This is a genomic window from Salipaludibacillus sp. CUR1 (assembly GCF_021028955.1).
Taxonomy (GTDB): domain Bacteria; phylum Bacillota; class Bacilli; order Bacillales; family Salisediminibacteriaceae; genus Salipaludibacillus.
This window is the reverse complement of sequence record NZ_JAIWPE010000030.1, coordinates 18,573-33,151: the sequence shown is the minus strand read 5'-3', so window position 1 is coordinate 33,151 and position 14,579 is coordinate 18,573. Positions and strand designations below refer to the sequence as shown.

Genomic DNA, 14,579 nt, shown 5'->3' with positions numbered 1-14,579 from the left:
TTATTTTACCATGAGGCATAACAGATATTATCACGGGTCTGGCTGTTTGGTTTTAAAAGGTAAGATAATTATCGGAACGTTTGTTATAGTCACAAACCTCCCTTTCTCATGTAGCATCGATTATTTATTTCAACTCATTGTAAGTCCTTTGTATGCTATAGCCTTTGATTCTAAAAAATGACGACCCTTTTACACCTGCTCGCTGAGCATAAGCAAAAGAAACCGTCATTACATAAGGAAAGAGCTATCTGCAGTCCAAGTCATTTCAACCTATATACATATAAAATTAAGAATATGAAAAAGCGGGAGCTTTCGGTGGTGGAGTAATAGTAAAAACTCTAAAGAAACGGAAAAGTGACGTTAAACCGGTACAGGTGTGATCACGTATAAACCACCAGCAAACTAATACCTGTAAGTGCCAGAGCAACGCCTGCGATTTGGAGGCGGTTCAGGCGTTCACTGATGAACAGTCTGGCGCAGATGAGAGTGAACAGTGGTGACAGGGCACCGGCAAGGGCCACGATGGACATGAGTCCGATACTGACTCCCAGAACGTACGTTACGGCACCGAATGTCTGCAGGAAACCGTTCCCCAGTATAAAGATCCAGGCTTTTTTGTTGATATCAAATATATTTGCTCTCCGGAAAATCAGTAAGGCCGCCACGGCTGTGAAAGCACCTGTCATCGTGAAAAATACCGTCCACATGCTCTCGTCGTTTGCCGGTATGTGAAGAAAGACGAAGAGCAGACCGATCAGGACGCCAGCCAGTGCCGCCTGTATGAGCACCGCTGAACCGGCTTGACTGGCCGATTGTTTTTCCGGTTCTTTTTTTGAAATCAGGATGATGGCCAGTGCAATTAAAACGACGGCGATGAGCGCCCCGGCTCCGGGACGTTCGCCTATAGCCAGACCCGTGGCGACCGGAACAAGGGCTGACAGAATCCCCGCAACGGAAGAGACGACCCCCATTTTTCCTCGTGACAAGGCGCTGAAATAAAATAGAAAGCCGATTCCGAGTGACAAGCCGCCCAGTGATCCCCACATGAACGCATCGACACTGGCCGCCTGGCCGCTCATTAACCCAACCGGCAGCATCATCATTACGCCGACGAGCTGGGCGTAAAGGACGACGAGCAGTGTAGGGACGCGTTTGGTCACCTGCCCTGCGAGAAAATCACCCACTCCGAATGCCATTGCTGTAACTAGTCCGTATACTAATGCCATGTTCATAACCTCCTGTGCAGCATCCGCCTGACAAATAAAAAACCGGGAGAACACTATGTGAAATAGTTTCTCCCGGGCTTTTGTCCCTCCGTGTCACAGCTTTGCTGCGGGTTTTCTCTCGGACCTGGCCGGCCCTATATGCCGCGGAACCCTAGAAAACCTTTAAGTAGTCGTTTCCCGTAAGTTTAATATACTTAAAATCGTGGTGTCAAAGGAAATGCCGGCCCCGTTGCGGTCAAACAGCGGGATCCGGCACGTTATGACTCTATTTTTCCCATAAAGGGTTAAGTATTTTACAGGTTGGCTACCGGAAGCAGTGTGACGAACCAGAAGCCTAGTACGACTAGTGATGAGACGCCGAACATAAAGAGCATCCATGTGACGCCTTTGCGGTCGAAGGCAGCGGGTGCGTTGCGGATCAGCTGGCGCAGTGACGGCAGGCTGCTTTTCTTGAGCATGATTAATTCGAGTGTAAAGAGGATCGTTGTTGCTCCAGCGGATACCATACAGAATGGGCAGATAGCTTCGATAACAAATAATTGCAGATAAACAAAGACTGCTGAAGCGATGACTCCGATCGCGGTCATTGGCGTTAATACTTTAAGGACTAATGGGTGGCGTGAGTGAAACCACATGGCTGACAGGACTAATACAGTCAGGTAATAAAATGCGCCGAATAGAGCTAATGGAATGCCGAGTACATAGGCGAATTCACTGGTCATGACGGCCCATGGTGTTCCTGCGACTTCGAAGCCTGCTGGTAGTGGCAGTACCCAGAAATGGACGCCGCTCAGGAATATGCTTACCAGCCAGCCGATGGCAGCCACGGCTGTGAATCCTGCGAACAGTTTAGGTACGGCGGCTCCGTACTCATAAGTTATTTCACTGGTTGTTTCTTCTTTGACTTCTTTTCCAAAAGGAAATGTTTTTTCTTGTAACATTTCATTCATCGTTACCCCTCCAAAAATGTTTGTGTTTTTATTTTTATATACCCTAATGGGTATAATGGAATTATAAAATACCATAAGGGGTATGTCAAGCAGATTTAAATAAATTTGTTGTTTGCTTGTTATTCGGGGAAATTTGAGATAAATGAGTAAATGAGGGCATGGAAAAAGACGGCTTCCTTTTAAGCCGTCTTAGGTTGTTGAGAAAATATTCTCAACAGCCTTTTTTAAAGAAAAGTAAGATATCTCACGATCTCATCACTACCGGCGGTCGCTTTCCCCCCTAAACGGGGACAAGCGCGGGGCTTGTCTTCAACTAATTCTGACTCAGCGAAGCATCGTCAGAATGGATTTTCAGACTGCGCTTATCCCATCGGAGTCGCCGCCTTTCGTTCTTCAATCAAATAAAAGGATGCGATAAAAACAGGTAAAAAAATTACTATTATCCCTTAGTAGGAAACGATGGATGTTCCAGGTTGAACCTTAGCAGGAGGGCAGCCCTGCCGGTACCCTTATTTAGCGTATTGCCCTTCTTGTAAGTCTTTAATGAAGGTAAGTAATTCGTCTCTGTTGCAGGTTGAGATGCGTTCGTTGCTATCGTTGTAGCATAAACAGACATCGTCCTGGTATAGCACATGCAAGGACGTGTTTGTCGTCCCTTTCCACTCATAATCGACGTCGATCGTTTCCCTTATACTCACGGCAATCACCTTCTTTTCTATCGCATTCATATTTAATTTCTATTTTACCATCAAAATAGTAAACTTGAATGTGTTAGCAGGTGTATCTGGGCCAGTGGAGTAAAGGATGAGAGGATTTATTTCTGATCAACAGAAAAACCCCGGTGCCGGGTTGTTTTAGCATCGGGGTCTCGTCCTGCATCAATTTAATTCTGTTTCGTGTTCTCCTTCAAAAAAGCCCGGATTTCCTCTGGTGAAAGTCCCATCTCCCGCGCACGATTAATTAACTGTACCCACTCTTCTTCAATTAAAGGTTCATTAACCTTCAGCATCCCAGCTTCCCCCTTTCAAACCTAACCCTGCCAGGCAGTCCGGCTGTCATCGAATTATTTCTTTAAAAAACAATTCATTAGACCCGTAACTTTGCGCCCCTGCTTTTCAGCAGGTTTGCCTTTATCGAGGAGGATAAAACGCGTCGTATATATTGTTTTTTTATAATGGCTGTTTTCTAAAGGACCGCTGCTGCGGCGGCTCTGTTAGAATTCATTTTGCTTCTCTGCCCCGAAGCTGACCTTGTGGAAGAGACATCCGTTTATATCGTTAAATCATCTGCAGAGTGAGTCTGGCAAATAACAGTCCCCCCTTCTTCTAAAATAACAACTTATGCAAAAAGAGCCTTTGTACTCTCTTTCAGCCAATTGCCAACTAACTATGGAAAATAATGACACTAAAATAAGTTTACAATAAAAGTACTACTATGTACAGACTGTTTACCCCATTTAGTAGTTATATAATCCTAATTCTTTAGGCTTAAATGATTTTTTTATGTATCGTTTTCTGCATTTAATAAAATATATTTAGCCGCATTAGATAAATGAGTGCCAGCCTAAATAGTCACCTCCCCCCCTGTTTCACCCTCGCTTTTATACCCCCGCCCCCATTAACCGGCTTTAAATAACTTCATTCTAAATTTTAAAAGGAGTGGAAGTGAAGAAAGTATCCTTCCACATCCGTGCATGCTTTAAAATAGACCGCCTTCCTGTTTTTGTATATAGTAGCGTTAGGACATATGACATTGAACATTAACTATATTTTTTATAAAAAGGCTTTAAAAAAGGGGGGCGCCTCCTGACGCTTTAAGCCTTAGTCACATAAAAGGAGCCAGCTTATGACGAACGAACAGCAGACATCACTTAAACCGTTTTTCTCTCTTATTTTATCGGCCAACATTCCGAAACTGGCGTTGGCGATCGGGCTTGTTGGGAGTCTCGTTACGACACTGGTGGGTCTGACGATCCCGCTTCTGACACGGGAGATGGTCGACGGGTTTTCGGTTGATGCGTTAAATCCGGTTCTTATTGCTATTATTATCGGAGTTTTTATTTTGCAGGCCGTCACTGACGGGATATCTACCTATGCGCTTGTTTACACCGGGCAAAAAATTGTCGCCAGCCTGCGTGAAAGAATGTGGTTCAAACTGCTGCGGCTGCCTGTCCATTTTTACGATAAACAGACGAGCGGCGAGACGGTCAGCCGTGTCGTGAATGATACGGGGATTGTTAAAAACTTAATTTCACAGCATTTCCCACAGTTCATCAGCGGGATTATTACGATTATCGGGGCTGTCACGATTCTCCTGGTGATGGACTGGAGAATGACGCTGTTAATGCTCATTTCAGTGCCCATTACTGTGCTGTTTATGATCCCTCTTGGCCGGCGGATGTCCAAAATCTCCCGCGGCCTGCAGGATGAAACAGCTAAGTTTACCGGAAGCGTACAGCAAACACTGAGTGAAATCCGCTTAATGAAAGCCTCCAACGCTGAAGAAGCGGAACAGGATAAAGGGTTATCCGGAATTGGCAGCCTGCTTTCCTACGGGTTAAGAGAAGGACGCATTTTTGCGTTGATTGCACCGCTCATGTATCTCGTGGTGATGGCCGTGATCGTCGTCATTATTGGGTACGGCGGGATACGGGTGGCCGAAGGCACGATGACGACCGGGTCGCTCGTCGCGTTTTTACTTTATCTGTTCCAAATCGTTTTTCCAATTACATCGTTTACGATGTTTTTCACGCAGCTTCAAAAGGCGAAAGGTGCCACGGAACGGATTATCAGCATCCTGGACGTGACAGAGGAACCCGGTCAGGAAGGCAAAGACATGGACATCTCAAACCAGCCTGTGCATGTGCGCGATGTGTCGTTTGGCTACAGTCATGAAGAGCCGGTGTTAAAGGATGTGACCTTTGATGTGGAGCCGGGAACGATGGTGGCCTTTGCGGGACCGAGCGGAGGCGGCAAAACAACGATGTTCGGCTTGCTCGAACGCTTTTATGAGCCGACTTCCGGCGAGATTTTTATCGGAAACACACCGATTAAAGACCTGTCGATCGCGTCGTGGCGAAAACAAATCGGCTACGTGTCGCAGGACAGTCCGATGATGGCAGGGACGATACGGGAAAACTTATGCTACGGGATGGAAGATGAGGCGATCGATGACGAGCGTCTGTGGGAAGTGGCGAGAATGGCTTATGCGGAACAATTTATTAAGTCCTTTCCGAAAGGCCTCGATACAGAGGTTGGTGAGCGCGGCGTCAAGCTTTCCGGAGGACAGAAGCAGCGGATCGCCATTGCCCGGGCCTTTCTGAGAGACCCGAAACTGCTCATGATGGACGAAGCGACAGCGAGCCTCGACAGCCAGTCGGAAGCCATCGTCCAGCAAGCCTTAACTCGGCTCATGGAAGGCCGAACCACCTTTGTTATTGCCCATCGGCTATCGACGATTGTGAATGCCGATAAGATTATGTTCATAGAGAAAGGGCGCATTACTGGAATGGGCTCTCACAAAGAACTCGTCCAGTCGCATGCGCTATACCGGGAATTCGCCGAACAGCAGTTGACGTGATGGGGGGGGGGGTTAACACAGGAGGACTAACCCCGCTGCCTTCTTCATTTGTATCTTTGATTACCTCTTTAACCATGTCTTAATTAAAAATTAAAAACCGTCATTCTGCATAGATAATCAGAATGACGGTTTTACGGTCTCCTCTAAAAATACTTCTAGGTGCTGAAACTGATATCCGCTGTTTTAATCATTACTTTTTAAAATTTTTTTGTTCCAAATCCTTTGGCATACCTTTAGCAATAGTATCATTAACTGGCTGAAACCCCTCTTGGTTAAAGTGTAAACTTTCTTTTGTCTCATATGTTTGACCTGTGTGCAGAGATTGAATAAAAGGCTTCACGTCGCTTTCAGACAGATCTTTGTACCAGGTGCCCTCGGGGTAAACAGTGACCACACAGGCATCTTGACAACGTCCATTACAATAGCTCTTTGTTGTGTGTATATCTGTATTTAGCTGGCGTCTGCTAATCTCTTCTCTTAGGGAATTGGTTAGTTCCTCTGCACCTTGCCGTTTACACGAGCCTCCATTACAAATTAGAATATGACTTTTTGTTTGTGATAAATCCCATGTTGTCATTCGTCAACATCTCCTTTTTGGCAAATGAAAATGGTTCTTGGAGTATTCTCCTCATGAAAAGGACAGGCGGTATAGTCACCGAAAGTATGCAAAATAACAAGTCCGCTTCTCTCAACCATCTTTTTAAGTGCTGCCATATTGTAAAGTTTCACCTTCTCCTCATACCGTTTTTCCATACCTGTACGCAGGTTAGATATAATAATGGTTTTGTGTACACTGCCATCTTCAATTTTCCGGTACTGGGTGATTTCCTTGTCTTCGTCCTTTATCTTGCTAAAGGGCACAAGGGTATTTCTTACAAATCCGGGGTTCAAATAGTCAAACAGAAAGAAGCCCCCTGGTTTCAGTGCTTTAAACGCACTTTTAAATACAGCCTCGTTTTCCCTTTCTGTATTGAAGTAACCAAAACTTGTAAATAAGTTGACCACCAGATCCATTTCACGCTGCATAGGGACTTTTCTGACATCACATCTCATGTATTGAACTGGTACATTTACGGTCCGAACAAGAGCTTCTTTAAGAAGAGCCGCACTTAAATCAACTCCCGTAACCCTGGCCCCAAGTTCTGCCAGGAATCTCGAATGACGGCCATAACCGCAGCAAAGATCAAGGACGCGCTTCCCCCTAACATCTGGCAGGTAGGTAAGAAGCGTACTTAACTCTTGTTGTGCCTGCTCGTCTCTTTGTTTATATATAGTCAGATAATCTTCCTGGAAATGTCTCTCATACCATGCACTCATGTCATTGAGTCCATTTGTGATGACATCCCCGGCTTCCATGTAATAAGTGCGCCGTAAAATGGCTGCTCGTACACATACTTTTGCCCGGTCTTTTTAAGGTAAGGCTTCAATGACTGGATCACATGATCAGGGTCTACCTCCTGTGACAAAAGCTTACTGCTTTCTTCCTGAGCGGCATCCTTCAGTGAATCATAGCTCGCTGTTCTCATTAACGGGACTAATTTGCAGTCTGCATAAATACCGCATTCATAAAGAAGGTGAAGAAAGTGGATATAGTCACGCCTCGGGTGTTTAATCTTATAGCCATATTGGTTTTCTAAAACATAGTAATGCGGCGCGAGGGGGCCGGTTGTCATTCCTGCAATACACAGTCTGCTTGAATGCCTGTCCATATTTAAAATAGTTTTCTTAATTTCAAACATCCGGTAAAAGCAGTTAATACCGATCACCACATCAAATGAATCGTTGCTTTTAAAGTTCTCCCATTTTACGTGTGCCGTCTGAAGGGACTTGTCTCCTGCCATATTAGAAATAAATTGAAGAACGGATTCTGAGGAATCTACCACCGTCAGCTCGCTGACCTTATTCAGCAGTGAAAAGGTATAATTCCCCCAGCCTGGTCCGATTTCAAGCACGCGATCTTTTTCCTTGATTAGAGACAGAATCACTTCACGCAGCGGTGCAGAATAAGGATCTATTTCTCCAACAGTCTTCTTTTCCAGAAATTCTGCCCAGAACGCCTCCTCCGAGTGATCATCGGTCATTCGTTTCGGAATGTTGCCATTCCAGTCTTTAATCCCTTCCTGCCACCTTTTTTCAAAATTTAAATCAGCTGTTATCGATGACTGTCTCATTAATTTCACCACCTCGTTTTACAGGAGAAGTTACGGTTACCTTCATTCCTGCTGTTCCTTGTTCAATGACTGTGTTTACTTCATACACTTTTCTTAAATGCTCTTGTGTCATGACTTCATCAGGCTTCCCCCGGCAAAAGATCCTTCCATTATCAACGAGAACGATTCGATCTGAAAATCGGGCTGCGAGTTCCAGGTCATGGAGCACCATAATCACCGTACGTCCTTCCTTCTTTGCCAAGTCCCTGCCGATCTGAAGAACTTCATACTCATAACGGATATCAAGTGCAGACGTCGGCTCGTCAAGGAGGATCACTTCGGTTTGCTGAGCCAATGCTCTTGCAATGGCGGCCTTCTGCTTCTGTCCCCCGCTGATTTCATCTAAAAAACACCCTGAAAGCTCTTCAATATGAAGCTTTTTCAAAAGATTAGTTACAATGCGACGGTCTTTCTTTCCGATGCCCCAATTTACATAGGGCCGGCGTCCATGCATTACCATTTCAAATACGGTTAAAGGAAAAGCCGGGCTGGTCGCTTGAGGGACAAAACTGATTTTCCGTGCCCTGTCTTTAAGAGAGATGGATGACAGGGGCTTGCCGTTTAACATCACTTCCCCCCGGGAGGGCTTTAAGAATCCCGCCAGACACTTTAGCAACGTCGTTTTCCCTGCTCCATTAGGACCGATGATGGCTGTGACCTCTCCTTCATAAAAAGTAGCGGACGCATTTAAAAGAATATCTTTGCCGCTTCGTCTGCAAGAAAGATCTTTAACTTCAAACAACTGTTTTTCTCCTTCCTATGACCAATAATCTTTTTGTTTCCGCAATAACAGATAGATGAAAAACGGAGCACCAAGAAGCGACGTAATGATGCCTACCGGAATTTCCACAGGAGACAGGACTGTACGAGCCACTGTGTCTGATAGCAGCAGGAGAATCGCACCAATGAGGCAGGAGCACGGAAGAAGAAAGCGATTGTCAGTGCCAATGATCATTCGGCTGATGTGCGGCGCTACCAAACCGATAAATCCGATTATGCCGGTAAATGCAATAGTAGAAGAGGCAAGCAATGTTGATAGAACCAGGGCTGTAAGCCTGAGCCTCCTGACGTTAACACCAAGTGAAGAAGCCACTTCTTCTCCGGAAGACAGCGTGTTTAAATCCCATGACAGCTTCCATAAGAACAGGAAAACAATAACTGTCAGTGGAAGGAGAAACTGAATAACCTGCCATTCCGCTCCCCAAAATCCCCCCATAAGCCATACAATGAGATCCTTTAGAGCAGCATTTGATGAGAAATACTGAATCGCACTCACCCCGGCTGAGAATAACTGGCCAATAGCGACACCAGCAAGAAGAAGCACGGTTGTAGAGCCCTTCCTGATTTGAGCGATGCCATAAACCGCAAATACAGCCAGGCAGCCGAATATAAAAGCATTTGCTGCAATAAGCCACTGTCCGCCAGTGACAACATTTATGCCAAATACACCAGCGCCCAGGACGATGGCAAGTGCTGCGCCAAATGCAGCCCCACTTGAAACTCCCAATGTGAATGGGCTGGCAAGTGGATTACGTAAAAGAGCCTGCATAATGACACCGGCACAGGCCAGCGCCATTCCAGTTATAATGGCCATTACAATTCTCGGAAGCCGGATATGGAAAACAATATAACTGTTTGTGCTGAAGGCCTCACCAGTGAGCAGCTGCAAAACCATTGAAGCCTGTTCCGCCACTGTCATAGATACTGTTCCAAGCCTGACAGAAAGAACAATTGTACCGATCAGACAAAGGAAAAGCACCGTCAGCTGGAAAATCTTTTTCTTTGTTTCAAAAAAGTAATGGTCTCCCCGTTCCACCGGCGGGGATTCCTTTGCGTACGTTAACTTCACTTCTTATTCATCCTTTGGGGAAAACATCCATGTTCCGCTGTAGTCTATACCAAGCCAGTCTTCAAAGTATTCTCTTGCGTAATCTTCCGGTTCCACATCGGAAAATCGGTCTGGATAAAGATCTTTAGCAAGCTGAAGAACGCCGATATAACGTTTATCCGATCCTATGAAATTAGTATGGTAAATAAAAATGTCCTTCTGTTCAAAAGCTTTCAGACGAGACACAGACGTGTTTTCTATGATGTTTTCATAAACTTCCCAAAATTCTTTATCACTCTGAGTGTCGTATCCTCCAAGCCATGTGCCATGCAGAGTAAGTACTTCGGGATTTCGCTCCAGTACATATTCTTCATCTACAAGAACTGTCGTTGATTCTTCACTGTCATCCCACTTAACATCAGCAGCATCCTTGCCGCCAGCCATAATGGTGGCATATCCTTCTCCAACCCCTGGATCCCCCTCTGTCGTTTCACTTGGGAAAATTCGATAGCCGCCTTCTGAATTTAAAAAACCAACGGAAAGCGCCATGACTTCTCGCTTTTCTTCTTTCGGAATATCAGAAACCCTTTGATCGAGTTGGTCCTCAATATTTTGTTTCCATTCAAGAAACTCTTCAGCACGTTCTTCAGCATCAAAGAGGGTGCCTAACAACCTCATCTCCTCGTCCATTTGTTCAGGGAGATAATGATTAAGTCTGATAACTGGAATTCCTGCAGGTTCAAGTGCTTTTTCGAGTGCATCATCCGGACGGTTCGTATATGTAATCACCGCATCTGGTTCTAAACTTATAATTTTTTCCAGGTTAACTTCTGATGTCCGTCCCACATCCGGGCGGTCATCGTAACCAAGGTAGGCATTATTTTCCAAAGTAGTGTCTCCAGTTGCTGCTACTCTGTCATCAACACCGAGAACACTCAAAGCCTCAGCCACGTTACGGTTAATCACCACCACTTCTTCAAGAGGCTGCGAGAGTGTAAACTCTGATCCTGCTGTATCTTCAAAAGTCATTGGTTGGTTTTGCTCTTCTTCAGGCTGACTTTCAGCTGGCTCCTCACTGCTGCAGGCGACGAATATAACAGCTAGAAGAAAGAGCACAACTATGATTAGAAATTTCTTCAAAATAACCCTCCTCAATTTAAATTTATATAAATCGTAATAATTACGATTTGAATTGTATTATACTTTTCTTTGTTTGTAAACTGCCTATTATAGTTTCCTTGTCTTTAACTATCTTGATATTAATGAATAAATGGCAAAAAAAATCAAATTAAAAACGAAACAGAATGAACATTCTCATATAAAATGAAAAGGGCCTCTGTTTCGTTTTTGTTCATACTTTTTTATGAAACTACAACTAATGCGACTGTTATTATGGGGATTATTTAAGAGATACAAGGCTTATGTATTAACTTCATCAAACAGAACTCTCCAAATATAAAAATGACCCAACCCTCCGTCAAGACGAAGAATTGGGTCTTTCATTCAATATAGTGCTTTCTGCAAACCATTCCGATCACCAGGGCTAAAACCTTTCAGCTTTCACTCTGATTATCTTTCATTATATTGAACGGAGTGAACCAGTTTTTTATTAACAGATTTTGGCCGTGCAGTCTGTTCCTGTGTCTCCTCTTTTTCCTTCTCGATTTTTTTGATATCTAATTGAAGGAAAATAGAGAGCAGGAAAGCGACTGTAATTAGTCCTGTAAAGACATAGAACACGGGAATGTAACTGTTAGTTACTTCTCTAATTTGCGAGACTAATAACGGGCCTAAAATTCCCCCCAACGACCAGGTTGTTAAAAGATAGCCGTGAATGGCTCCGAGCTGTTTCGTTCCAAACAAATCGCCAATGAACGCTGGCAAGTTGGAAAATCCGCCGCCGTAACAGCTGACGACAATAAAAACGAGCGCTTGAAACAGTAAAATATTTGTGATGTTTGGAATGGTAATAAAAGCGATTAATTGAAGCACAAAGAACGTGATGAAGACGGCTGGTCTCCCGACATAATCAGATATGGCTGCCCAGCCAAGCCTTCCGCCTCCGTTAAAGATCCCCATAATCCCTACCATTGTCGCTGCTCCGGCTGCTGACAGGCCAACCACTTCCTGTGCCATAGGGGAGGCGACAGAAATCATCATGATCCCAGCAGTCACGTTAATGAGCATCATACTCCATAACATCCAAAAACGTCTTGTTCTGACCGCTTCTCTAGCTGTTAATTGTGATAAATCTTTTTTCACTGTTTTTTTACCGGAAGCAATATCCTTTTCCATTCCTTCAGGCATCCAGCCTTCAGGAGGCCTGGCGATGTAGGAAGCCCCTATGACCATAAGAATAAAGTAACTAATCCCTAAAATATAAAAGGTCATTGAAATACCAATGGACCCCATTAAGCTCGCTGCAATAGGTGCAGTAATCAGGGCACCTGCACCAAATCCTAATACAGCCATCCCTGTTGCCAATCCTCTGCGGTCGGGAAACCATTTCACGAGGGTGGAAACAGGCGCGATGTAGCCGATCCCCATGCCTAATCCGCTGGCAAAGCCGTATGTGAGCAGAAAAAGAAGCAACGAATCCACCGCAACGGCCACACCCGCTCCAGCTTGTCCTAATCCAAACAGAATAGCTGCAATCATCGCTGATTTTCTCGGCCCGTTTCTCTCAACGAACGGGCCGAAAAATGCGGCAGCTATCCCGGCGAGTGCCATCATAATTGTAAAGGATAAGGTAATTCCTGTCGTAGACCAGCCTACTGCGTCGCGAATAGGGTTCGTATAGACGCTGTAGGCATATGCAGCTCCTATTGAAAGGTGAATAGAGATCGCTGATAACGCGATGAGCCATCTGTTTTTAGTTACCTTCATTCTGTTTCCTCCCTCGGGTGTTTTTTTATATCTATAGTCCCAGGTCTTGAAACAAGGTCATGCGCTTTTTAACCATAAGATCACCGAGCTTAACTCTTTCGCTGGTGATCCCTGCATTTTTGTCAGAACAAGCTTACTTTTCCATCGTAGATAAATCACCTGTCGGCAAATCAAGCTCCCATGCTTTTAACACTCTTCTCATAATCTTTCCGCTTCGCGTTTTCGGCAGGGAATCTTTAAATTCAATATCCTTTGGTGCCGCGTGTGCAGACAGCCCTTTTTTCACAAAAGTACGGATTTCTTCTTCCAGTTCCTCGCTGTATTCATAGCCCTCCCGTAAAGCAATAAAGGCTTTGATAATTTCCCCCCGGACCGGATCCGGTGTGCCGATAACCCCAGCTTCAGCTACAGCCGGATGTTCAACAAGTTTGCTTTCAACTTCGAAAGGACCCACTCGTTCACCAGATGTCATGATGACATCGTCCACACGCCCCTGGAACCAGAAGTAGCCTTCTTCATCCATGTAGGCGGAGTCACCTGACACGTACCAGTCCCCGGCAAGGAAGTACGATTCGAATTTTTCCGGACGGTTCCAAATGGCTCTCATCATCGATGGCCAGCCCTTTTTAATGGCGAGATTTCCCATGCTGTTAGGTGGAAGGACATTGCCGTCGTCATCAACTATGGCCGCTTCTGTTCCAGGAACCGGTTTCCCCATGGAACCTGGTTTGATTTCCATCGAAGGGTAATTACAAATCACCTGGGCGCCCGTTTCCGTCATCCACCACGTATCGTGGATTCTCAAATTCAGCGCCTGCATTCCCCACCGAATGACTTCAGGGTTTAACGGCTCACCCACACTCAGCACATGTCTTAATGAAGACAAATCGTATTTGGCAAGGGCTTTATCGCCGTAACCCATGAGCATCCGGAAGGCGGTCGGAGCACTATACCAAACGGTTACTTTATGATTTTCGAGAGTCTGATACCAGTCTTCAGGGCTGAAGCGCCCTCCCCTGATCACATTTGACACCCCTGCCAGCCATGGGGCAAAAATACCGTAAGATGTGCCTGTTACCCAGCCCGGGTCTGCCGTACACCAGTACACATCGTCATCTTTTAAATCGAGCACCCACTTAGCAGTTTGATAATGTTGAATCATGGCGTTATGAACGTGTAAAACGCCTTTTGGTTTGCCCGTAGAGCCAGATGTATAATGAAGAATCATCCCGTCTTCACGGTCAACCCATTCGATATCCAGCGTGCTGCTCGCTTGTTCGAATTGACGGTGGAAATCTATTGTTTTGTCATCTTCTTTGACGTCGTCACCAACAATGACCAGTTTTTCAAGCTCCGGCAGTTCATCAACCGGAACGCGTCCGAGCAGTTCAGGTGTTGTCACAAGCACTTTGGCCCCGCTGTCTTCTAAGCGGTCCTTTACAGCTCCTTCCATAAAGGCTTCAAATAACGGCCCGGCAATTCCACCCAGCTTAATAGTTCCGAGAAGCAGAAAATAAAGTTCCGGAGAGCGAGGCATGAAAATAAATACCCTGTCCCCTTTTGTAACCCCGCTGTCCTTTAAGACATTTCCAGCCTTGTTGGAGTAATCTCTCATATCTTTGAACGTATATTCTTCTTTTCTATGTTGATCTGAATAATATAAAGCCACTTTATTCCCTTTATCAGAATCAGCATGCCGATCAATTGCTTCATGTGCCATATTCACAAGGCCTGTATCAGACCAGGAAAATGCTTTCTCCGCTTGTGACCATTCAAATGAGTCGCAGACCTCGTCATAATTCCTTAAGTTCCCGTTTGAATTTGTTGAGGTTAATACGTTTGACTCCATTAATATTGCCTCCTCTTTGAATAATTAGTGGACTTCCAAAATAAGTGAAGC

Annotated in this window: 13 protein-coding genes and 2 riboswitches; of the genes, 1 reads left to right on the top strand and 12 read right to left on the bottom strand. The window is 45.1% G+C overall.

The window, feature by feature from the left end; genetic code table 11:
• Positions 1 to 380 precede the first annotated feature (380 nt).
• The 4 genes from K8O68_RS07135 to K8O68_RS07120 form a co-directional block, all read right to left on the bottom strand.
• Entirely contained in the window at positions 381 to 1,226 is an 846-nt protein-coding gene (locus tag K8O68_RS07135; RefSeq protein WP_230896237.1) for a DMT family transporter, read from the bottom strand.
• A gap of 67 nt (positions 1,227 to 1,293) precedes the next feature.
• A riboswitch (guanidine-I (ykkC/yxkD leader) is annotated at positions 1,294 to 1,392 on the bottom strand.
• A gap of 127 nt (positions 1,393 to 1,519) precedes the next feature.
• Positions 1,520 to 2,176, bottom strand: coding sequence for a vitamin K epoxide reductase family protein (locus tag K8O68_RS07130; RefSeq protein WP_230896236.1), 657 nt, complete (start codon positions 2,174 to 2,176; stop codon positions 1,520 to 1,522).
• 509 nt (positions 2,177 to 2,685) lie between these two features.
• Positions 2,686 to 2,874, bottom strand: coding sequence for a hypothetical protein (locus tag K8O68_RS07125; protein WP_230896235.1), 189 nt, complete (start codon positions 2,872 to 2,874; stop codon positions 2,686 to 2,688).
• Positions 2,875 to 3,059: 185 nt separating this feature from the next.
• Entirely contained in the window at positions 3,060 to 3,185 is a 126-nt protein-coding gene (locus K8O68_RS07120) for an anti-repressor SinI family protein (protein WP_230896234.1), read from the bottom strand.
• Between the two features lie 30 nt (positions 3,186 to 3,215).
• A riboswitch (cyclic di-GMP riboswitch) is annotated at positions 3,216 to 3,315 on the bottom strand.
• A 706-nt stretch (positions 3,316 to 4,021) separates the two neighbouring features.
• Here K8O68_RS07120 and K8O68_RS07115 point away from each other — a divergent pair.
• Positions 4,022 to 5,755, top strand: a complete 1,734-nt coding sequence (locus tag K8O68_RS07115) for an ABC transporter ATP-binding protein (protein WP_230896233.1) — start codon at positions 4,022 to 4,024, stop codon at positions 5,753 to 5,755.
• Positions 5,756 to 5,945: 190 nt separating this feature from the next.
• Here the strand turns inward: K8O68_RS07115 and K8O68_RS07110 are convergent, their stop codons facing one another.
• The 8 genes from K8O68_RS07110 to acsA form a co-directional block, all read right to left on the bottom strand.
• Positions 5,946 to 6,332 (bottom strand): (2Fe-2S) ferredoxin domain-containing protein, encoded by a 387-nt coding sequence (locus K8O68_RS07110; protein ID WP_230896232.1) that lies wholly within the window; start codon positions 6,330 to 6,332, stop codon positions 5,946 to 5,948.
• A complete protein-coding gene (locus K8O68_RS07105) occupies positions 6,329 to 7,072 on the bottom strand; it encodes a class I SAM-dependent methyltransferase (RefSeq protein WP_230896231.1) in 744 nt (247 codons plus the stop codon). Before K8O68_RS07105 ends, K8O68_RS07110 begins: the two co-directional genes overlap by 4 nt.
• On the bottom strand, positions 7,069 to 7,926 hold the full coding sequence (locus K8O68_RS07100; protein ID WP_230896230.1) for a class I SAM-dependent methyltransferase: 858 nt from the start codon (positions 7,924 to 7,926) through the stop codon (positions 7,069 to 7,071). The genes K8O68_RS07105 and K8O68_RS07100 overlap by 4 nt, the downstream gene beginning before the upstream one ends.
• Entirely contained in the window at positions 7,901 to 8,707 is an 807-nt protein-coding gene (locus K8O68_RS07095; protein ID WP_230896229.1) for an ABC transporter ATP-binding protein, read from the bottom strand. The genes K8O68_RS07100 and K8O68_RS07095 overlap by 26 nt, the downstream gene beginning before the upstream one ends.
• A gap of 15 nt (positions 8,708 to 8,722) precedes the next feature.
• Positions 8,723 to 9,814 carry a FecCD family ABC transporter permease gene (locus K8O68_RS07090; protein ID WP_230896228.1) on the bottom strand — a complete coding sequence of 364 codons (1,092 nt, stop codon included), beginning with the start codon at positions 9,812 to 9,814 and terminating at the stop codon, positions 8,723 to 8,725.
• A 3-nt stretch (positions 9,815 to 9,817) separates the two neighbouring features.
• The gene (locus tag K8O68_RS07085) at positions 9,818 to 10,933 is read right to left on the bottom strand and encodes an ABC transporter substrate-binding protein (RefSeq protein WP_230896227.1); all 1,116 of its coding nucleotides are present in this window, start codon (positions 10,931 to 10,933) and stop codon (positions 9,818 to 9,820) included.
• A gap of 429 nt (positions 10,934 to 11,362) precedes the next feature.
• On the bottom strand, positions 11,363 to 12,679 hold the full coding sequence (locus K8O68_RS07080; RefSeq protein ID WP_230896226.1) for an L-lactate MFS transporter: 1,317 nt from the start codon (positions 12,677 to 12,679) through the stop codon (positions 11,363 to 11,365).
• A 133-nt stretch (positions 12,680 to 12,812) separates the two neighbouring features.
• Positions 12,813 to 14,528: an acetate--CoA ligase gene (gene acsA / locus K8O68_RS07075; protein WP_230896225.1), complete on the bottom strand. Its 1,716-nt coding sequence runs from the start codon at positions 14,526 to 14,528 to the stop codon at positions 12,813 to 12,815.
• Positions 14,529 to 14,579 lie beyond the last annotated feature (51 nt).

Bases quoted from the DNA above. Each gene is read 5' to 3' on its own strand.
- K8O68_RS07120 (WP_230896234.1), bottom strand. From the start codon at position 3,185: ATGCTGAAGGTTAATGAACCTTTAATTGAAGAAGAGTGGGTACAGTTA.
- K8O68_RS07100 (WP_230896230.1), bottom strand. From the start codon at position 7,926: ATGAGACAGTCATCGATAACAGCTGATTTAAATTTTGAAAAAAGGTGG.
- K8O68_RS07080 (WP_230896226.1), bottom strand. From the start codon at position 12,679: ATGAAGGTAACTAAAAACAGATGGCTCATCGCGTTATCAGCGATCTCT.
- acsA (WP_230896225.1), bottom strand. From the start codon at position 14,528: ATGGAGTCAAACGTATTAACCTCAACAAATTCAAACGGGAACTTAAGG.
- K8O68_RS07135 (WP_230896237.1), bottom strand. From the start codon at position 1,226: ATGGCATTAGTATACGGACTAGTTACAGCAATGGCATTCGGAGTGGGT.
- K8O68_RS07130 (WP_230896236.1), bottom strand. From the start codon at position 2,176: ATGAATGAAATGTTACAAGAAAAAACATTTCCTTTTGGAAAAGAAGTC.
- K8O68_RS07115 (WP_230896233.1), top strand. From the start codon at position 4,022: ATGACGAACGAACAGCAGACATCACTTAAACCGTTTTTCTCTCTTATT.
- K8O68_RS07110 (WP_230896232.1), bottom strand. From the start codon at position 6,332: ATGACAACATGGGATTTATCACAAACAAAAAGTCATATTCTAATTTGT.
- K8O68_RS07105 (WP_230896231.1), bottom strand. From the start codon at position 7,072: ATGAGTGCATGGTATGAGAGACATTTCCAGGAAGATTATCTGACTATA.